The 16,733-nt window shown below is 46.6% G+C and carries 26 protein-coding genes; 4 read left to right on the top strand and 22 right to left on the bottom strand.

All coding sequences use genetic code 11. From position 1 onward, the window contains the following. Window positions 1–6 precede the first annotated feature (6 nt). The 18 genes from OCV56_RS11130 to OCV56_RS11215 form a co-directional block, all read right to left on the bottom strand. Window positions 7–609, bottom strand: a complete 603-nt coding sequence (locus OCV56_RS11130) for a phage tail protein (protein ID WP_086712981.1) — start codon at window positions 607–609, stop codon at window positions 7–9. After that, window positions 596–1,783, bottom strand: a complete 1,188-nt coding sequence (locus OCV56_RS11135) for a baseplate J/gp47 family protein (protein WP_086712982.1) — start codon at window positions 1,781–1,783, stop codon at window positions 596–598. Before OCV56_RS11135 ends, OCV56_RS11130 begins: the two co-directional genes overlap by 14 nt. Then, window positions 1,776–2,123: a DUF2590 family protein gene (locus tag OCV56_RS11140; RefSeq protein WP_060641563.1), complete on the bottom strand. Its 348-nt coding sequence runs from the start codon at window positions 2,121–2,123 to the stop codon at window positions 1,776–1,778. The genes OCV56_RS11135 and OCV56_RS11140 overlap by 8 nt, the downstream gene beginning before the upstream one ends. After that, on the bottom strand, window positions 2,123–4,009 hold the full coding sequence (locus OCV56_RS11145; RefSeq protein ID WP_086712983.1) for a phage tail tape measure protein: 1,887 nt from the start codon (window positions 4,007–4,009) through the stop codon (window positions 2,123–2,125). The genes OCV56_RS11140 and OCV56_RS11145 overlap by 1 nt, the downstream gene beginning before the upstream one ends. 25 nt (window positions 4,010–4,034) lie before the next feature. After that, entirely contained in the window at window positions 4,035–4,178 is a 144-nt protein-coding gene (locus tag OCV56_RS11150) for a DUF6890 family protein (RefSeq protein WP_167332346.1), read from the bottom strand. A gap of 41 nt (window positions 4,179–4,219) precedes the next feature. Beyond that, window positions 4,220–4,483: a putative phage tail assembly chaperone gene (locus tag OCV56_RS11155; protein ID WP_086712984.1), complete on the bottom strand. Its 264-nt coding sequence runs from the start codon at window positions 4,481–4,483 to the stop codon at window positions 4,220–4,222. Continuing rightward, window positions 4,480–4,758 (bottom strand): hypothetical protein, encoded by a 279-nt coding sequence (locus tag OCV56_RS11160; RefSeq protein ID WP_016791732.1) that lies wholly within the window; start codon window positions 4,756–4,758, stop codon window positions 4,480–4,482. The genes OCV56_RS11155 and OCV56_RS11160 overlap by 4 nt, the downstream gene beginning before the upstream one ends. Beyond that, window positions 4,759–5,280 carry a hypothetical protein gene (locus tag OCV56_RS11165; RefSeq protein ID WP_060641565.1) on the bottom strand — a complete coding sequence of 174 codons (522 nt, stop codon included), beginning with the start codon at window positions 5,278–5,280 and terminating at the stop codon, window positions 4,759–4,761. 5 nt (window positions 5,281–5,285) lie between these two features. Beyond that, window positions 5,286–5,708, bottom strand: a complete 423-nt coding sequence (locus OCV56_RS11170) for a DUF5675 family protein (RefSeq protein WP_053321692.1) — start codon at window positions 5,706–5,708, stop codon at window positions 5,286–5,288. After that, window positions 5,705–5,923, bottom strand: coding sequence for a TraR/DksA C4-type zinc finger protein (locus tag OCV56_RS11175; RefSeq protein ID WP_060641566.1), 219 nt, complete (start codon window positions 5,921–5,923; stop codon window positions 5,705–5,707). The genes OCV56_RS11170 and OCV56_RS11175 overlap by 4 nt, the downstream gene beginning before the upstream one ends. Before the next feature lie 12 nt (window positions 5,924–5,935). After that, window positions 5,936–6,391: a phage protein gene (locus OCV56_RS11180; RefSeq protein WP_086712985.1), complete on the bottom strand. Its 456-nt coding sequence runs from the start codon at window positions 6,389–6,391 to the stop codon at window positions 5,936–5,938. 3 nt (window positions 6,392–6,394) lie between these two features. After that, window positions 6,395–7,516, bottom strand: coding sequence for a DUF2586 domain-containing protein (locus OCV56_RS11185; RefSeq protein WP_086712986.1), 1,122 nt, complete (start codon window positions 7,514–7,516; stop codon window positions 6,395–6,397). Window positions 7,517–7,531: 15 nt separating this feature from the next. Next, window positions 7,532–8,188: a phage virion morphogenesis protein gene (locus OCV56_RS11190; RefSeq protein ID WP_086712987.1), complete on the bottom strand. Its 657-nt coding sequence runs from the start codon at window positions 8,186–8,188 to the stop codon at window positions 7,532–7,534. Continuing rightward, window positions 8,172–8,666: a phage tail protein gene (locus OCV56_RS11195; RefSeq protein WP_032551937.1), complete on the bottom strand. Its 495-nt coding sequence runs from the start codon at window positions 8,664–8,666 to the stop codon at window positions 8,172–8,174. The genes OCV56_RS11190 and OCV56_RS11195 overlap by 17 nt, the downstream gene beginning before the upstream one ends. Then, window positions 8,663–9,082: a head completion/stabilization protein gene (locus OCV56_RS11200; RefSeq protein WP_086712988.1), complete on the bottom strand. Its 420-nt coding sequence runs from the start codon at window positions 9,080–9,082 to the stop codon at window positions 8,663–8,665. The genes OCV56_RS11195 and OCV56_RS11200 overlap by 4 nt, the downstream gene beginning before the upstream one ends. Window positions 9,083–9,205: 123 nt before the next feature. Further along, on the bottom strand, window positions 9,206–9,922 hold the full coding sequence (gene gpM / locus OCV56_RS11205; RefSeq protein ID WP_086712989.1) for a phage terminase small subunit: 717 nt from the start codon (window positions 9,920–9,922) through the stop codon (window positions 9,206–9,208). 11 nt (window positions 9,923–9,933) lie between these two features. Continuing rightward, the gene (locus OCV56_RS11210) at window positions 9,934–10,938 is read right to left on the bottom strand and encodes a phage major capsid protein, P2 family (protein ID WP_029852564.1); all 1,005 of its coding nucleotides are present in this window, start codon (window positions 10,936–10,938) and stop codon (window positions 9,934–9,936) included. Beyond that, complete coding sequence (locus OCV56_RS11215) at window positions 10,938–11,807, bottom strand: GPO family capsid scaffolding protein (protein WP_032551934.1); 870 nt, start codon at window positions 11,805–11,807, stop codon at window positions 10,938–10,940. Before OCV56_RS11215 ends, OCV56_RS11210 begins: the two co-directional genes overlap by 1 nt. Window positions 11,808–11,983: 176 nt before the next feature. Between OCV56_RS11215 and OCV56_RS11220 the strand changes: the two genes are divergently transcribed. After that, window positions 11,984–13,762, top strand: a complete 1,779-nt coding sequence (locus OCV56_RS11220; RefSeq protein ID WP_086712990.1) for a terminase large subunit domain-containing protein — start codon at window positions 11,984–11,986, stop codon at window positions 13,760–13,762. Next, on the top strand, window positions 13,759–14,784 hold the full coding sequence (locus OCV56_RS11225) for a phage portal protein (protein WP_086712991.1): 1,026 nt from the start codon (window positions 13,759–13,761) through the stop codon (window positions 14,782–14,784). The genes OCV56_RS11220 and OCV56_RS11225 overlap by 4 nt, the downstream gene beginning before the upstream one ends. Before the next feature lie 38 nt (window positions 14,785–14,822). Here the strand turns inward: OCV56_RS11225 and OCV56_RS11230 are convergent, their stop codons facing one another. After that, window positions 14,823–14,960, bottom strand: a complete 138-nt coding sequence (locus tag OCV56_RS11230) for a hypothetical protein (RefSeq protein ID WP_158094621.1) — start codon at window positions 14,958–14,960, stop codon at window positions 14,823–14,825. A 222-nt stretch (window positions 14,961–15,182) separates the two neighbouring features. Between OCV56_RS11230 and OCV56_RS26145 the strand changes: the two genes are divergently transcribed. Next, window positions 15,183–15,623, top strand: coding sequence for an ogr/Delta-like zinc finger family protein (locus OCV56_RS26145; protein ID WP_086713017.1), 441 nt, complete (start codon window positions 15,183–15,185; stop codon window positions 15,621–15,623). Here the strand turns inward: OCV56_RS26145 and OCV56_RS11245 are convergent. Next, window positions 15,565–15,789: a hypothetical protein gene (locus OCV56_RS11245; RefSeq protein WP_010436991.1), complete on the bottom strand. Its 225-nt coding sequence runs from the start codon at window positions 15,787–15,789 to the stop codon at window positions 15,565–15,567. The genes OCV56_RS26145 and OCV56_RS11245 overlap by 59 nt on opposite strands. Window positions 15,790–16,024: 235 nt before the next feature. On the opposite strand from OCV56_RS11245, the gene OCV56_RS11250 reads away from it, so the two are divergent. Next, entirely contained in the window at window positions 16,025–16,381 is a 357-nt protein-coding gene (locus tag OCV56_RS11250; RefSeq protein ID WP_086712992.1) for a helix-turn-helix transcriptional regulator, read from the top strand. A gap of 14 nt (window positions 16,382–16,395) precedes the next feature. On the opposite strand, the gene OCV56_RS11255 is transcribed toward OCV56_RS11250, so the two are convergent. After that, a complete protein-coding gene (locus OCV56_RS11255; RefSeq protein WP_261901411.1) occupies window positions 16,396–16,530 on the bottom strand; it encodes a hypothetical protein in 135 nt (44 codons plus the stop codon). Window positions 16,531–16,539: 9 nt separating this feature from the next. Beyond that, window positions 16,540–16,731: a hypothetical protein gene (locus OCV56_RS11260; RefSeq protein WP_086712993.1), complete on the bottom strand. Its 192-nt coding sequence runs from the start codon at window positions 16,729–16,731 to the stop codon at window positions 16,540–16,542. Window positions 16,732–16,733 lie beyond the last annotated feature (2 nt).

A 16,733-nucleotide genomic window follows, 5' to 3' on the forward strand; every position in this document is an offset into this window, starting at 1 on the left:
AGTTCCTTAGCCTTTCGCAGTGGCTTGGTAATATTCACAATCGACATTGAGCATATTCGGTAACATGCCAACGTTTATCCGTGTCTTAACGTGTGACGCTGAGTATTGCGCTTCGACATTCTTGCTTCGCGCGGCCAACGGCATTTCGACATAACTAGTGTATTGATAACGACGACAGGTGCGCCCGTACTGGCGGATCACCGTGTCTAATAATTTCGGGACATTGGTTAAGTCACCGTCTCGAATCTTCAGACTGATCACATCCCAATCAACATTCACTAACCTTTCATCTTGAGCTATGTGCGGATAGCCGAGCTTGTCGAACATGTCTTCCCAACCAGATACCGAACCCGCATCACGAGAAAATCCGTAAGCATGAGCCACACGAATTCGAAACAACTCTTCGGGCTCTTGGCCGAGTTTTTCTACTCCACGCTGCCAAGCCAGAATATTGACCAATCCAATAGGTGCGGTCAGTGGGTCATGCTGCTGCAGTGGCATTTCGAATGCGGCTTTCACATGTTCCCAGTAGTTACGAACAGCTCTAACGAACTTGGCGAGTTCGCCTCTACCCATCCAGTAACGAAGGTTTATCTCAGGTATTTTCAATGGATACCTCCAACGTCTGAATGCGTGGCACCGTTAGGTTGTTAATGATGTCGGCGTTATCGAATTCGAGTGATTCAATCTGTGCAAACTGGCCGTGCAGCTCTTGGCCTAATTTGGAGAAACTAAAGCGCAATACCGGATTGGTCACGGTTGGCGAATAATCGGTGTTCTCTCGGAATGCAGCACCAATGAACTTTTCAACCGCAGCTTTAAGTTCTGTTCGTTCATCCATCGTAAGAGAACGAAGCGGCCACACACGGCAAACAATGTCTGTTTGAGTTTCTGGCATTGCCATCACCTGCAGATCATCACCATGGCCGTGTTGCCCTTGCTCACGAATATAGGCGTTCAGATCAGCAAGCATTTCTGGAGATGGTTCACCCGTATCAAGCAAAATGTAGGAATTGGCGGTACCTGGCCCACGTGGTGCGTTATGCTCGAAATACACGTTGTCGTCGTTAATGCCTGCACGACTCGTTAACAGAGAACGGTAAGCTGCATCAATGTGCCATTTAGCAACTGCGCTCCACTGATTACGGATACGCAAGCGAAGTTCATCGTTACTTTCTTTGTCTGCACCTGCAGCGGTTAGCCATTCGGCTGGGTTCGTTGCTGCTGCAATACCTGGTATCGCAGTAGGCAGAATATGGTAGTAACCTTCGCCAAGGTTATAGGCCGCGCCTTCACTTTCCGCTTCCACTTCCACCAAGATCATCGTTTCGTTTTCTGGCAGCGTGGTATCAGCAAGCACACGAACGCGGTAGATATTGCCGTTAATGGGTTCGGTCTGAATCCACGTATCTTTTGGAATGACTAACGCTGGCCCTTTTGCGGCTGCTCGTTGGAAGGCGATCAAACCTTTGGCTTTGGTTGCCTCTTTACGAGTGAGTTTGCACTGCCATGCGAGTAGGTCTAACCATTGGTCTACAGCGGTTGCCACAAACATGTTCGGTAGAACGTAGCCCACCAATAATGTATTGATGAGCCACAAGGTCACTTGTACCACTGCCGATTCAATCAAGCGCCAGAACGGTGAGAAAAGCGAGTCGTTAGAGATAATGCACTCTTCCTTTTCCATTTCCTCTTTCAGCACTTTTTTCCAACTGGCCGCATCGGTAGGGATACCGGATTGCTTTACCAGTTCGGCGTAATCTGGCTTAGGAATATCAGACATTGGTTGTCTCCGAAGTTGTTATATCAAGAGTTACATCGCCAAAGTCTGCAGTCGTGGCGAAAACATAAATCGTGCCTTCTGTCGGTTCTTCTAATCTCACAGTACCCGGCACTAGGCGCACATCTTCTTCAACCAACAATTCCAACTTGGTGCGAATATCCGCTTTCTTTGATGGGCTGCGCTCTGCAATAAGATCAACCGCTAAATTGCTTTCAATGATGGCGTGTTTAATGTCTTGGGCGATCACTGCTCGGTCTTGAATCAATACAGGGTTTCGGCCTGCATCGAGTACCACGTCACCGTTTTCAATTAGGATGTCTTGATAGAGGTAATCCGCCATTAGCCTGCCGCCATTTCTAATTCACTTGCCATGTCTTGTGGGCTATTCATGTAGGTTGGATAAATCGCCACACCACCGTAATTGGTTGAGCTCGTTTGGTAGCTAGCAATGCTTCGGGCCGCGCCACCTGGCTGGATTTGGGCATGTGGTGTTGCTCGTTCTACTGACTTCGATTTCACCGGAGCCGCTTCATCATCACTGCCGAAACCTGGTATCCAGTCAATTAGCCCTTTCATGGTTTCCCAGATACCTGCCAACTTGTCAGTGAACCAACTAAATACACTTCCAAAGATGTTTCGCATCGAGTCGGCCATTTGCCCAATGAAGGCAAAGCCACTGGTATCGGTAAAGCCACTCATAACCCATTGCCAACCTGCTTTGATGAACTCAAACATGGCTCTAAATGGCATCGTGATTAACGTGATTGCGCCTTCTAATACCTGGAACCATGTTGTGTCACCAAATGAAGCTTTGAGATCATCCCAGTAGTAAATCAATGCCCCTACTGCGGCGATTGCTGCAACCACTGCACCAACGACCAAAATGATTGGGTTAGCCGCTATCGCAATATTGGCTGCTAACACGGCCACACGTAGTGCTGCCATGCCCTTGGTTAATAAGAAACTCACACCCGTGAACATCTTCATAGTGAGCATGTAAGTTGCCATTGCTTGCTTACCCACACCCATCATCAAGGTAAATGCACCGCCAGCCGCTGCTGCACCTAAAATCGCCATAGCAGCAAAGCCAATATATTTGGTCAGGTTCGGGAACATCTCTGTCCATTCGATGATTTCCATCGCACCATCGGCCAAACTCGAAACCACAGGCAAGAGAGAAGGCAACAGCGCCGCACCAAAGGCGGTTCGAACGGCAAACACACCCTGTTCGAGTCTTTCCCATTGGTCGGTCATGGCATCAGCCATATTGACCGCGTTATCTAAATTGCTTGCACCGTTCAACTGCTGAATATTCGCTTGTAAATCTCCAGACTTTGAAATGAGATCAGTAATAACCATTGCAGCCTCACTCCCACCAAATGCAGTTGTAAGTTCTGCAATTTCGACAGATTCCAAATCTCCGTATCTACTCTTCAATTGGTCCATGATTTCAAACATAGGTAGCATTTTCCCGTTACTATCGGTAAACGACATCCCTAGTTGATCTTGAGCCTTAACAACCCCGCCTAAAAAAGCTTTATAGCGCGTACCAGCTTCTGAACCTGACATACTGCCTTGCAGCATGCCGAGCACTGCCATTTGCTCTTGAACAGCAACACCATGAGTTTTACCTAAAGCACCTATACCTTTGAATGCATCAGACATACCTTGTCCGGTGGTCTTGAACATCTCAACGGATTTGGCTGTCATACCTGCTACTTGTTCAGCCCAATTGTCTTTACCAATCCGATCAGCTTTGTCTTTGAACACCGAGTACATCGTGCCCATGTAGTTGGTAATAGTTGCGGTATCCGCTTTAGTAGCCGCGGCCAAAATAGCCGAGCTTCTAGTAACACCTGCCAACTCATCACCTGTCATGTCACCCATAGCAGATTTGATGTCATAAGACGCAGCCACAAACTCTGTAGCTGACTTGCCGTAGTCAACGGAGAATTTCATTGCTGTAGAAGCTAGAGTTTTCAACTCATCGTTAGCTACACCTAACGATTTTACTTCACCTAATGCCCTATCCATCTCAATGGCTGGCATCAAGGCTTGTTGTAATGCGAAACCAGCACCCACCATGCCTGCCGCACCTGCCACCATGGTATGAGTGCCTTGGCGATAGGTGTTGGTGACATCGGTCATTTGTCGTTGAATATTGCCCAGAGGTTTTGAAATCTGGTCAATCAGTCCAACTTGAAATCTGAGTGCTTCTGGTAACATCAACAATTCTCTATTTGCTTAGTGGCTAACCGCCAAAGGCTTTGGCAACACCGCTAGCGGTGACGGCTTGCATGTTTTCCCAATGGTTCTTCTCTAACCAAATCGCATAAGCAAGGTTCTGATCAGTATCCGGTTCATTGGGTAGCCACTTTCGCCGCCACGCATACATTTTTTGCCTGTCACTGCTATCGATGGCAGCGACAAGCCCATCTATTTTTTTACCGAGATGGAAAGCTTAGGCGCGTACTCTTTAATAACGGCACCGTAAATCTGCGTTGCTGCACCTGGGTTCTGTTTAGTAATTTCGCGCAACGCATCTTTTGAACCTTCACTAACGCTACTCATCAAGAAGTTATGTGCTGCGCTGCTCGCATCACCTTGCAAAATTGTATTTTGTGCTTCGTCGTATTCGGCTGGCGTTGGGTTGAATTCAAGGTCTGTCGTGCCAACGGTTAAAACAATTGATTTTGTCATGCTACTTCTCGCTCTTTATCTAACTTGTTTTCCAAACGGTCGAACCGTCCATTAATTGAATCTTTCAAATCGTCTACGGCTTCCCGTAGCTCATGCTTGGTGGCGTATTTCTCTGCAACATCCGCACGTTGGTTGGCAATTGCCAGCTCGTTTTTGTGAGTCCGCTGTTCGAGATCTCGGGTTGTGGCTGCGGATTTCTCAGCGCGGGTATACACAAAACCGATCAGCGTTAACAGGAAGCCTCCCAATCCCAGCAACACGCGCCAATCTTCCATCTAGCCCCCTTGCAAATTCAGTTTTTTACTTTTATCCGCACTGCCCTTGCTGCTACCCAACCAAAAAGCTACCCCTGTACCAAACGCACCTAGTACGGTACCGGAAATCATGATCAGCACTTGGGCATACTCTTTCGATGGTTCACCGAAGAACAAAGCGGCAAACATTCCAGCGACCATGGCACAAAGCAACAAAGCTAAAAGGCTTGGCATCCAGTGATCTTTATGCTGCTCACGTGCATGCTGCGTATCTGCTAAATTGGCTCGTTTGGCTTCCAAAGCTAAGCGACCTTCTTCAATGGAGAGACGTTTAAGCTCTTGCTCGTGCTCTTTCTCCAATTGACGCAGTTTGAACAATGCTTCAGTGTCATTGACCAACGCCTGTTCAATAGCTTCTGGCGTATTTTCAACATCAAGGGCATTAGCAACTAATCCACCTACCGCGCCCCCTGCTGGGCCACCAATTAAGGTGCCAACCAAAGGTGCAGCCGAACCAATAAGTGATTTCACTTTTTCCCACATATCAATCAGTCCTTTAGAATTGTTAGGCTTGCTGGCTCTCCGCCAAGCTCTGCCATCAGGTTGTTAAATGCAGCGGTTGAGTTCATCACTGCCCATTCACCACCCACAAAACCAAAATCCACACCAGGAGCCAAACAACCTTGAAGCTGCTTAGGCGAATTCGCTTTGTGAACCAAAATATGAGTTCGTAGGCTTGGCCCTTGTCGAGTCACACCAAGGTCTTTGCTTTCCAGCGCATAGCACTCACCAAACTTTGGTGATTTATGTGGGAAAAGCGTGTAGCTACCTTCTGGAATACAGGACTTAGATGGCGCGTTGTTCAGCCAAGGTCGCTCAACAACACAACAAACCTGGCTACCATCAGCACGGTGTAACGTTGAATAGGTACCGTGTGGAAAGTAACGGCGCTTTAAAACAAAATGCTTCATCGCTTAAATCTCTCTATGTTGCTTTGGCACTGGGTGCAGTACTTACACCCTGGTACTTTCTGGCGGCGTTCTTCGGGTATTGGGTCGCCACATTCGCCGCATTCCTGTGCGCTTTCCCGTTGTTCAATTCGCTTAGCCCTTGCCAGTTGGTTGGCAAGCGCCACTTCTGTGAATTGGGTTTCAAGGCCACTGGCATGGTCGATAACATCAGACATCACGCCCCCTTATTACTGCACCAAGTCTTCGGTTTCATCTGAGCGCAGGTATGGAACACCGTTAATATTCACAAAATCTGGGCTTGTTACTTCAAACGGCAGTTTGTGAACCAGTGCGCTACCACCATTGGAATCAACATCAAGCAAATCAGAAATTTTGATTCGACAACTAAAGGCTTCTACTTTCAGCTCATCTTTATCAATCTTGCCGTAGAACAGAGCGTCAAAGGCAGGCAGGCCACGCCAAGAACCGGCTTGTTTTGCGGCCTTGCTCAACTGGTTAAACTGCTGCGTTGTGAGCTCCATTTCACCACTTGCTTCTACATCACCATCGACATAACCATCTGGCACACCAGAGGTTTTATTCACGGCGGAATTGTCGGTAATAGATAAGGTGACTTTTTGCGCTTTCAACTTGTAGTCGCCCATTGAAAAGTGCATGTTCTTGCCAGAAATACGCATGCTCATTGGTTACGCCTCCGAATCTGCAGGGTTAGAGAGATCAAGCCCAATGTTGACCACAATGTGTTTCGGGCAGTTATGAGGACGAACCATTAAGCCAATGTTTACTTTGGTTTTGCTCATCCACTGAATTGACACATCTTCATCACGTGGTGGCATGATTTCACCAGGGAACGGAATGCCGCCAATCTCAGTGGTCTTCGACATGTCGCGCATGTCTTTACTGAAGTAAGTGCGGTTGAGCTCGATACTTGGTGGTGTTGAATTAAGAATGCGGTCAGCAATACGACGAATCGCTTTAATTCGAACGCGGCGATTTAGCTTGTGAACGGGGCGAACATATTCAAGGTATTGATAGTCTCCGCCTTTCGCTTCCAGAGTGGTGGCGTCTGTCCAGTAAACACCTTCCATATCGGCGTACCACTGGGGCAGTGAATAACGCGCATCGGCTAGCGCTGAAATAGTGCTCATTTCAAGTGGTTTACCTGCGCTATCCACTGGCATTTCACCAAGACCTAATAGGCTTCCCGTTGCGACTCGCATTGGGCTATCGGCTACAGTGACAGCGCGATCACATAATCGACCACCAAGCACACCGACATTATTGCCGTTAAGCATTGGCACTGGCGTTACCATATTTGCTGCCACATCTTTCACTAGAGCTAGCATGGCGGTTTCATAGTCCGACCACGTTTGGGTATCTGCATCAATACCAGCACACGCAGCAAGGAAGAACACCCAACGACCAAGTTTGCTCGTTAGCTCTGTTGCTTTGTCTTGCATCGTTGTGAACTCGGCTTTGTCGGCCACAACATCAACAATACAAATACCTTCGAAAGAGTCGGTAAGGTTGGCAGTGTCTACAGCGTCTTCCCAAGAATCACCATCAGCTAAACCGAAGATGGCACCCGTCCAGTTTTGTTTACCATTAAGCTGTGCGGCTTTGACGTTTGCGCCTAGCGCATCATCAGCGACCACTTCATCAAGGTTGGTCATGTTGTTTACACGGGTAACTTTGCCTTGCAGTTCGGCTTTATCCGTTCGCCCGATGTAGAGCAGGTGGCGTTCAATCTCTGGAATCCCACCTTGCCCTAAATTGAGGTTGTTTACCTCTACCTTTCCGGTTGCCATTGGTTATTTCCTCGCTTATGTTCGCGTCTTGGCCTGCTCAAAGATCTTTATGAGTTGGCGGGTTACTTCGCGTTCGTTACTGCCTAATATCTGGCGTTCTGCTAATGGGATATCCCAAGCGGTGACATTGGGCTGATTGCTCAGCTCCCGGATAATTTGCCCTGCTTGCCCATGGGTAACGGTTTCCATCAATAGACGAAGACTTGGCTTTTTCCGTCCTTTGCCGCTTTTTCTCGGTACCGTGTAACCCAGTTCCCTTAGCTTTCGCGCTTGCCCTTTAGAGCAAGGCGCGGAATAGTCTGGTGTTCCCCATCGCTTTTGCATTTGGCGCTTGGTCATTTTTTGCTTTTGACCAACGTGATGCCTGGCTGCAATTCTTGCGGTGAGCTTGTTGCTCCAAGTTAGGTCGAGCATGTTGGCGTTTCGTACATAAGGGGTTAACCCTTTCGCCATACGGCGCATCACTTTGCCGCGCTTCTTCCCTTTTTTGGGCTCTAATGCTTGCCCGTGAATATCTTTCTGTTGCTGAATGCGTTTGCGTGTATTGGTCTTTTCCCAACGGCCAAGGGTTTTCAGTATCCAAACTCGCTTTTTTGGTGGTAGTGCTAACATGGCAAGCTTTTCTTGCATGTTGAGCACATCCCTTTTATTCGCACTAATCGTCGGTTTCATTCACCAACTCCGCTTCTTCTGCGGTGTAAATCTCTACGGCTTGAACTCGGTATTTAATTCCGCGCCAGGTAATCATTCCGGCTTCTGAATCTGGTACCAACTCGATAGGCTCCATCAGCTCAAGCTCTATGCTCACATCAGCGACTTCATTGCTGATCACATCCACCGATAGCGTTGGGTCTTCTAATTCCTGTTCGTTTCGGTCTTCTTCATGGTCGCTTAACCAACATGCAACCAGAGCTAACAAACAGCGTGGGTCTAATAACTGGTGAGGAAACTCCTCAACCGACACCACCGCGTTGTATTTCCAATAACAGGCGATATAGCCATCGTTTCCACGGTCTTCACCGCTTGGCACTATCGAACCGTTCTCTTGCCAAGCATCAATTTTGTTATCAAGCACATTGCTGTTTAGGTGGCTAACGATGTAATCCGTTAAGTGCTCCAGCTTAGTTTTGTTGTAAGCTGTTTCACTCATATCGAAGCAATCCCATTGGCACTACGGCCAAGTAACAAGCGCACATCTTGATTGCTTTGGGTGACAAAGCGTGCCTCTTGTTCTGGTTCATCTGTCGCTACGCTTTCACCTTCTTTGCGGCGGTCTTGCGTGGCAAACTCTGGCAATAGGTCAGCGTGGGCCAAACCATAAACCGCGCGTTTATATACCGCCGTTTTAGCGGCACTCAGCACAGGCGGATTGCCATCAACTAGCAGGCTTTCAAGCCGCTGCTGAATATTCAAAGCTGCAATGGTCACGGCTGCAGCCATAGAATCGTTATCAAACGTATGGGGAATACGGCGCAGCTTGCGGAATTCATCGGTTGATAAATCCGGCCAACCTTCACCAGGTATGGCGGTATTGGCTGCACTGTTAACTTTTCCACCAAAGCTCATCACGATTCCCTTGTTTTTCAACGTAAGTAAATAAGTGCGCCTCTTGCCACTGGGTCGACGGTATCGAGTTAGCCTATTGGCTTCTCTTACCTCACCAGCCGAGGCGCGGTGGCGTAGGAGTCTTTACAGATTCTTGCCGTCTTTAATGGCACGAATTCGTTGTTCAATTTTCTTGATTTGGGTACCCACACCCACTTTGCTATGCTTATCGTGGGCGTGTTGAAGCAGAGCCAAAGCCTTTTCCAACGTTTCCAAGTTGCCGATTGCTGTCGCTTGCGGTTGGCCTTCTTCATTTCGAATCAGGTATAAGCCTGCGAACTTGAACCACTTGGCGTGAACCTTTTCGTGTAAACGCCAATCTTTTTCGATCTTCTCAAACACATTGGAGAAGTAAGGTTCAATCGAGTTACCACGTTCAGATTCGCTTTCGGCCCAATCCAGTACTTCATCAGCACAGAATGTCGGCCAGTCACGGCGGAAGTTCTCTGGCGTTGGTAAGTCACGTTCGATTGCCGTCATACACCACTCAATCGCGGTATCTAGCTCTTTAATATCAAATAGCCAGATCACCATATTGGTGAAGATTGGGTTTTCGAACTGCTCACCACTTTCTAAGTAGGCTTGAACATACGGCTTGTATTTCGGCACCAAGACATTGCGCTTATGCTCGACACGATCAGCAATCGCATTGAAGGAACGCAAATGCTTGCGGTCTTCTTCGAAGTCAATCAGTTTGATGTGCAGGCTATCGGTGTCTACACCAGAAAAGGTTTCTGGTGCAGACTGGTTAGCTTGCATTTCAAGTAATTGCTTCCGCTGTTTTGCTAATGGGCTAACCATTTTTCACTCCATTAAACTGCAGGTTCTACAACGGTGACCGATTCAATTGCAGCGAACTTTTTAAGGTTGCCCACTGCGTAGCCTTCCATGCGAATATGGTTAGCTTCGAAGCGCAATTCGTCATCGTTGTTTTTCTGGCGACGCTGTTGAGTATTGGCTTGCGTAAGAACTTGAAGGTTCTTAGTGTTCGTAACCCAAAGCTGATCAGCAGGGAAGAACGGCGGTGTATATGCCTTTTTACCCGCAATGGTTTTCGCTAGCGCTTGAGCAGCTTTATGCTCTGTTGGCGAATTTGCCGCATCAAGTAAGCGGTGCTGTTCGGCTGCTACCAAATCCGAACCGACCAGCACAACAAGATCAGGGTCTTGGCGGTGTTCTGGCGCAATGGTTGTGTTGATAAGGTCTTGTGCCAACGAGTCTAAGTTCTTGTATGAGTCAGCCGCTGCACCTGTTGGGTCAAGTTTTGCAGATGCTAATACTTGGCTAGCTTTCTTCTCTTTAACAATGGTTAACCAACCTTTGTTAACGTCTTGACCTAGCGGGTTAGCATCTGGATCTGTTGGTGTGGCAATAGAGGTACCGTTAAAACCGACACGCAGAATATCTAAAGCAAAGATGCGTGAAATCGCATTTAGCATTAGTTTAAGCCACTCGCCTTTCTTGCCAGAGTTAGCCCATTGCGTCATGGTTTCCCACAAAATGTGAGCACCAGAATCTGTTTTTGTCAGTTCGTACGTATTACCACTTTGGCCCATTTCACGGCTAAAGCGACCTGATGACGTGCGACCAGTGGAAAGACCATCGTTACCAACATCAACTACTTGGCCTTTAATTTGCTGAACTGGCAACAACGAGATCATGCCAAGGAATTCATGCGATTCTAGAATCGCTTGGCGCAATGCCGTTTCCATTGGTGGTGTGATATTGAAAGTACCGTAAGGGACTTCTAGCCCAGCAGCTTTGGCTACTGAAAGGCTAAATTCGGCCAGATACTTAGTTGAAACAGCATTTAGCATTAAAATACCCCTTGCATTGTGTCACTTGCACCCGAATCACCTGGCTCTTGGCCTGGTACTTCTTGCGAAAGTTCGTTGAATTTCGTTTCTAAGCCAGTCACTTTTTCAACAAGCGGTTTAAGCTTTTCGTCTAGCGTTGCAGAGAATTGCTCTACTGTTGCACCTTCCGGTTTAACTTCCGGCGCTGGCTTTGGTTCTGGTTTTTGCAAGCCAAACTCTTCTACGAGTTCGCCTTTAAGTGCGCCAAATTTCTTATCAAATAGCGCTTCTAGTTGCTCTGGAGTCACGTCAATGTCCTCTGGTTCAGGCTCTACAGGTTTAATTGCTGGCAGTTCCCCACCAGTTTGGAAATGCTTTGCCAAGTCCGAGAAAAACTTAGATATGGGATTTGTCGTGAAGCACTCTGACACGTCTAATTCTTCAAGGTCGCTACACTCAATCTTGGTGACTTCACCTTGCTTACGTGAGAACTCAAGGCGGTCTGTTCCTGTAGATGCTGGGGAGTCAGTCACAGCTAGGCCCATTAGGTAACAGCGCCCTTCGCCCTTGTAATCTGGATTCGGTTCAATAGATGTGAATAGCTTCTGGCCGTCTTGGTTAGCATCTAGCAAATATTGGTTAGGCGTAATCTTGGCGAACAAACGCAGCTTGCCGTCTTTCTTCTCAGCTTTGAGCTCTTCGACAACACCCCAGTTCTTACCTTCAAACACGTTCCAATGAGAACGAGCATGCTCAGGCCAAATCATTGCTGTGTATTCAGAAGTTGAATACAGCGATGCCATGTCTTTAATCCATGCTGCTGTAATCTGGCGACCGTCTACGGTTGCGCCTTCTGTAGCAACAATTTTCCAATCACTGGTTTTACTCATGCTTGTTGTTTGCCTAATTAAATTACGTCAAATGAATCTTATGTACGGCAAACAATACGCCTTTGAATGACTGCTTTCAGCCACTTCAATTCCTAGAAATTCGGATTTTGGCTAAATCCGAATTCATCCGAATTTCACTTAGCCATTTGAGAGTTTTCGGGGCGTATGATGCAGCTATGGCATATTCAGACGAAATAAAAGAGGCCGCGAAAAAGCTTTATTTACGCGGGGTACCTCCAAAGGAAATAGCGGCGCAGCTTAACCTAAATAGTGACCGCATCATTTATACCTGGGCGGAGAAATTCGGCTGGGCTTTGTTGTTGAACGAACTTTCTGTAGAGGAAATGATTAACCGCCGTTTGGCCGTGTTAATTGATAAGGACGAGAAAACCGATCAGCAGCTTAAAGAGATGGATAAACTCATAGACCATCACGTTAAGTTGCTAAAAGCGAATGCCGATGCAAAAGCCAAAGCTGAACGCATGCTCTCGCAAGGCAGCTCGAAGGCAAATGATTCTGAACCAGCCAACCAAGGCCGTGATGGTAACAGCAATCGCAAAAAGAGTCGTAAGAAAAACAGCATTGAGCACTTAGCCGAAGAAGACTTTAAACGCTGGCATGAATCGCTGTTCGAATATCAGCATGTCATGCGTAACAACATTAAGCAGCGTATTCGCAACATTCTTAAATCACGCCAAATCGGTGCGACTTACTATTTCAGTGGTGAAGCGTTAGAAGATGCAATTCTAACTGGCGATAACCAAATATTTCTTTCTGCTTCTCGCGCTCAAGCAGAAGTTTTCCGCAGCTACATTATTGCCATTGGTAAAGAGTTTTTAGACATCGAGTTAACCGGCAACCCGATCATTCTTTCTAACGGCGCAGAACTACGCTTTCTATCAACCAACAGCAAAACAGCCCAGAGCTACCACGGCCATGTTTATGTTGATGAATATTTCTGGATACCTAAGTTTGATGAGCTGAACAAACTCGCGTCAGCAATGGCGACGCATAAGAAGTGGCGTAAAACCTACTTTTCTACACCGTCTTCAAAAATGCACCAGGCTTACCCATTTTGGACAGGCGACCAATGGCGCAAAGGCAAAGAGTCTCGCGCCAAGATTGAATTTCCAACCTTTGAAGAATATCGCGATGGTGGCCGACTCTGCGACGATAAGCAGTGGCGTTATGTTGTCACTATTGAAGATGCCGCTAATGGTGGTTGTGACCTATTTGACATTGACGAACTTCGAGAAGAATACAGCCAAGACGACTTCAACAACCTATTTATGTGTGTATTTGTCGATGGCTCGCTTTCTGTTTTCAAGTTCTCTGACCTTGAAAAAGGCATGGTAGACGCTGCCCACTGGCAGGACTTCAAACCAAACAATAAACAACCCTTTGCCCGTCGAGAGGTTTGGTTAGGTTATGACCCATCCCGAACCCGAGACAATGCCTGCTTGGTGGTTGTGGCACCGCCTGCCGTAGCGGGTGAAAAATTCCGTGTATTGGAAAAGCACTATTGGAAAGGGCTCAACTTTCAGTATCACGTTTCAGAAATCGAAAAAGTATTCCAGCGTTACAAAGTCACTTACATTGGCGTCGATACCACGGGCATTGGTGGCGGTGTTTGGGATTTAATTTCTAAGAAATACCCGCGTGAATCTCACGCTATTCACTACAGCAACGAAAACAAAAACCGCCTTGTGATGAAGATGATCGACATTGTAGAAGCAAAACGACTGCAATTTGATGCCGAACACAAAGACATTGCTATGGCATTCATGGCGATTAAGCGAGTACCAACCGCCAGCGGCAACGCCATGACATTCAAAGCGGAGCGCAGCCAAACCACAGGCCACGCCGATGCATTTTGGGCAATTTCTCACGCCATTATTAATGAGCCGTTAGACCACTCAACACCAACTAAATCAACTTGGGCAACCGCAGCATGACCGAGCAAACAGAAACTTTAGTCAAACAAGAAGAACAAGCACCCGAGTCGGTCTACCACATCGACTCCGCACCCGAAGCTATCGACTCAAATAGTTGGATGACTTCCTACTCAGATTTGTTTTACAACGATTCCGATAACTATTGGGAACCGCCAATTTCACGCACTGGATTAGCCGATATTGCCAGAGCCAACGCCTATCATGGCTCTTTGCTGATTGCCCGGGCCAACTATGTGGTTGGTCGATTCCAACAAGGGGCCTCAACTCGCCGCAGGCATATTCAAGCTTTTTGCCGCGACTACTTTACCTTTGGTGATGGCGCTTTCTTAAAAATCCGTGATGGCTTTAAACGTGTAGTACGTTTGCACCCGTTACCTGGCATGTATTTACGTAGGCGTAAAAACGGCAACATTGTCATTCTTGAACGAGACAACCAACAGCGAGAATACCGCAAAGAAGATGTGATCTTCTTACCTCAGTACGACCCACAACAACAAGTTTATGGGTTACCCGATTATTTAGGCAGCATTCAGAGTAGCTTACTAAATAAAGATGCCACACTATTTCGTCGCCGTTATTACAAGAACGGGGCTCATATGGGCTTTATCTTCTACGCTTCTGACCCGAACCTAAGTGAAGAAGACGAAAAGAAAATGAAGGAAACCATTGCCAGCTCCAAGGGTGTGGGTAATTTCCGCAGCATGTTTGTGAACATTCCAAACGGCAAAGAGAAAGGTATTCAGTTAATCCCCGTGGGCGACATTGCCACTAAGGATGAATTTGAGCGGATTAAAAACATTACCGCCCAAGATATTCTAGTGGGCCATCGCTTCCCAGTAGGTAAAGCTGGGATCATCCCTCAAGGTACCACCAGTTTAGGTGACCCGATTAAGATTGGCAGTGAATATGCCAAAGATGAAATCATTCCAGTTTGTGAACTGATTATGGATGAAGTGAACAGTGACCCAGAGATCCCCAAACGGCTCCATTTAAAGTTTGACGTTTCTACAGGTACCGAATAGAAGAAAGCCCCTAATCAACGTTAGGGGCTTGCTTTTGGTTAATCTGCAGCTTCCTGCTCTGCCTTTCTTAATGCTTCAAGCACCAAGTTCCTTTCTTGTTCAGTGATAAAGCCTTGTCGTTCCTCCTCTTCCAGTACTACATCAATTTTTGAGATCAGCGTTTTTGTTACAGCCATGGGGTACATCTACCTTTTGTCGACGATGGTAGGCCGTCCTACCATCATCTTTTCCAAGTCATCACGACTACCTCCTATAAGAATTGATGAAAATTCAGCTCTTTAAGCAGAGCACCCGACAAATATGTAACACAATATTTGTATAAAAAGAAAGTCAGCACTGTACATAAACACAGCAACCGTTTTAATATTGTTGAGTCAGTCAAAAAGTTAGGTCAAAGTATGCGAGTTTATTGCCAGTGCGGTGAACGCGCGATTGTTAGCAGAAGCAAAGCAGCGGATGCGAATTGCGCGGAATTATCCTGTTCATGTTCCAACCCAGAGTGTGGCCACTCTTTTGTGAGTGCCATTGGTTATCGCCATTCATTAAAAAAATCAAAGATTCACTGGGGAATTGGGGCGAGCCTAATTGGGACTCGCATTCACTGTGGATGCGGGGAACGGGCGGTGATAAACAAAACCAACCGCCTGTCTAATGATTGTGCTGATCTATATTGCGAATGTAAAAACTTAGCATGTGAACATCAATTTGTTATGTCGTTATACTTCAGCCACACACTAAGCCCATCATCACACACAACCAACGATTTAGCGGGTTGCCTCATCAAGGCTTTATCTCCTGACAAGCGTGATCATTTGAAGCAACAACTAGCCTTGTTTTAGCACTTAACTCTTCCACTGGGGCAGCAATTAGCTGTCCTTTTTTATGTCCGAGAATCAGCGACAACAAAAACAGTCCGACTTCGTTGGCGTGGTCGCAGTCGCTGCATGTATCGTCTGCAAGCGCACACAAAACCAACTCCTCTGCTTTTTGATGTAGTTCAGACATTTAGCCTCCTAACTGACGATTTACTGTATATTAATACAGTACTTTTTATCTAACAAATTTATTATTGATTTTTGTTGCCTATACTTAATCGGTGTGCCACACCCTTCGACAACGTGGGCATACTATATAGATTTCATAATAAGAAAATTGATGTGGGCGGGTGTTTCATAACTCCTAGCCATGGTTGGCATTTCCTTTGCGCTATAACGCCATATTTGGCGTATGGAGATTGATAATGCCTAGAAAAAACAAGCCGATAGAGCCAATTGTTTTATATTTAACGCAAGAGCGCCTGCGAAATCGCATGACGCAAAAGCAAATTGCCGACCTATCAAACATCCCTTTACGAACCTACCAACGGATTGAACAAGGTAAAAGTGAGGCCACCATCAGCCAAGTAAGGCGGATCATTGAAGTGTTCGATATTACCTGGCTCGACGTTGCTTGGGGTGAAACTGGCAGACGTTACATTGATACCAATGATATTTCGGCATCTCTGAAACATTTACCAGCTAGCTTGAGACTACCTCTGTTCGAAGTTATCAAAGCGGTCATTGAAGAACTGGAGCAAACAAAAAGGCCAACCTCGTAAGGTTGACCTTCTTGTTAGCCTAGCGGGACTCGCAAAGTAACTTTCACGACATCCATGAGAATCCATGCGAGTTGCCCACCAAATTCAAAGGCGAAACCGATGAAGAATGCTAACAGCATGTATTGTTGAGTTTGTTTTTTCATGCTCATTACTTCTCCTTACAAACATGTTAATTCTTGATAGGTGCGCTTTGAATTTCCGCGCAGCTTTTCAAGGATTGGCTCTTCCAACATCCAAATATTATTCGGATTGAAATTCTTGTACCCGATATTGGAAAGGTACTTTGATACACGTGATACCACTTCAATTTCGTGTGATCTGTTTAATTCTTCAAGTGGGGTTAATGCCATAG

Source organism: Vibrio gigantis, from assembly GCF_024347515.1.
Lineage (GTDB): Bacteria > Pseudomonadota > Gammaproteobacteria > Enterobacterales > Vibrionaceae > Vibrio > Vibrio gigantis.

Bases quoted from the DNA above. Each gene is read 5' to 3' on its own strand.
- OCV56_RS11135 (WP_086712982.1), bottom strand. From the start codon at position 1,783: ATGTCTGATATTCCTAAGCCAGATTACGCCGAACTGGTAAAGCAATCC.
- OCV56_RS11140 (WP_060641563.1), bottom strand. From the start codon at position 2,123: ATGGCGGATTACCTCTATCAAGACATCCTAATTGAAAACGGTGACGTG.
- OCV56_RS11145 (WP_086712983.1), bottom strand. From the start codon at position 4,009: ATGTTACCAGAAGCACTCAGATTTCAAGTTGGACTGATTGACCAGATT.
- OCV56_RS11150 (WP_167332346.1), bottom strand. From the start codon at position 4,178: ATGTATGCGTGGCGGCGAAAGTGGCTACCCAATGAACCGGATACTGAT.
- OCV56_RS11155 (WP_086712984.1), bottom strand. From the start codon at position 4,483: ATGACAAAATCAATTGTTTTAACCGTTGGCACGACAGACCTTGAATTC.
- OCV56_RS11160 (WP_016791732.1), bottom strand. From the start codon at position 4,758: ATGGAAGATTGGCGCGTGTTGCTGGGATTGGGAGGCTTCCTGTTAACG.
- OCV56_RS11165 (WP_060641565.1), bottom strand. From the start codon at position 5,280: ATGTGGGAAAAAGTGAAATCACTTATTGGTTCGGCTGCACCTTTGGTT.
- OCV56_RS11170 (WP_053321692.1), bottom strand. From the start codon at position 5,708: ATGAAGCATTTTGTTTTAAAGCGCCGTTACTTTCCACACGGTACCTAT.
- OCV56_RS11175 (WP_060641566.1), bottom strand. From the start codon at position 5,923: ATGTCTGATGTTATCGACCATGCCAGTGGCCTTGAAACCCAATTCACA.
- OCV56_RS11180 (WP_086712985.1), bottom strand. From the start codon at position 6,391: ATGAGCATGCGTATTTCTGGCAAGAACATGCACTTTTCAATGGGCGAC.
- OCV56_RS11185 (WP_086712986.1), bottom strand. From the start codon at position 7,516: ATGGCAACCGGAAAGGTAGAGGTAAACAACCTCAATTTAGGGCAAGGT.
- OCV56_RS11190 (WP_086712987.1), bottom strand. From the start codon at position 8,188: ATGAAACCGACGATTAGTGCGAATAAAAGGGATGTGCTCAACATGCAA.
- OCV56_RS11195 (WP_032551937.1), bottom strand. From the start codon at position 8,666: ATGAGTGAAACAGCTTACAACAAAACTAAGCTGGAGCACTTAACGGAT.
- OCV56_RS11200 (WP_086712988.1), bottom strand. From the start codon at position 9,082: ATGAGCTTTGGTGGAAAAGTTAACAGTGCAGCCAATACCGCCATACCT.
- gpM (WP_086712989.1), bottom strand. From the start codon at position 9,922: ATGGTTAGCCCATTAGCAAAACAGCGGAAGCAATTACTTGAAATGCAA.
- OCV56_RS11210 (WP_029852564.1), bottom strand. From the start codon at position 10,938: ATGCTAAATGCTGTTTCAACTAAGTATCTGGCCGAATTTAGCCTTTCA.
- OCV56_RS11215 (WP_032551934.1), bottom strand. From the start codon at position 11,807: ATGAGTAAAACCAGTGATTGGAAAATTGTTGCTACAGAAGGCGCAACC.
- OCV56_RS11220 (WP_086712990.1), top strand. From the start codon at position 11,984: ATGGCATATTCAGACGAAATAAAAGAGGCCGCGAAAAAGCTTTATTTA.
- OCV56_RS11225 (WP_086712991.1), top strand. From the start codon at position 13,759: ATGACCGAGCAAACAGAAACTTTAGTCAAACAAGAAGAACAAGCACCC.
- OCV56_RS11230 (WP_158094621.1), bottom strand. From the start codon at position 14,960: ATGGCTGTAACAAAAACGCTGATCTCAAAAATTGATGTAGTACTGGAA.
- OCV56_RS26145 (WP_086713017.1), top strand. From the start codon at position 15,183: ATGCGAGTTTATTGCCAGTGCGGTGAACGCGCGATTGTTAGCAGAAGC.
- OCV56_RS11245 (WP_010436991.1), bottom strand. From the start codon at position 15,789: ATGTCTGAACTACATCAAAAAGCAGAGGAGTTGGTTTTGTGTGCGCTT.
- OCV56_RS11250 (WP_086712992.1), top strand. From the start codon at position 16,025: ATGCCTAGAAAAAACAAGCCGATAGAGCCAATTGTTTTATATTTAACG.
- OCV56_RS11255 (WP_261901411.1), bottom strand. From the start codon at position 16,530: ATGAGCATGAAAAAACAAACTCAACAATACATGCTGTTAGCATTCTTC.
- OCV56_RS11260 (WP_086712993.1), bottom strand. From the start codon at position 16,731: ATGGCATTAACCCCACTTGAAGAATTAAACAGATCACACGAAATTGAA.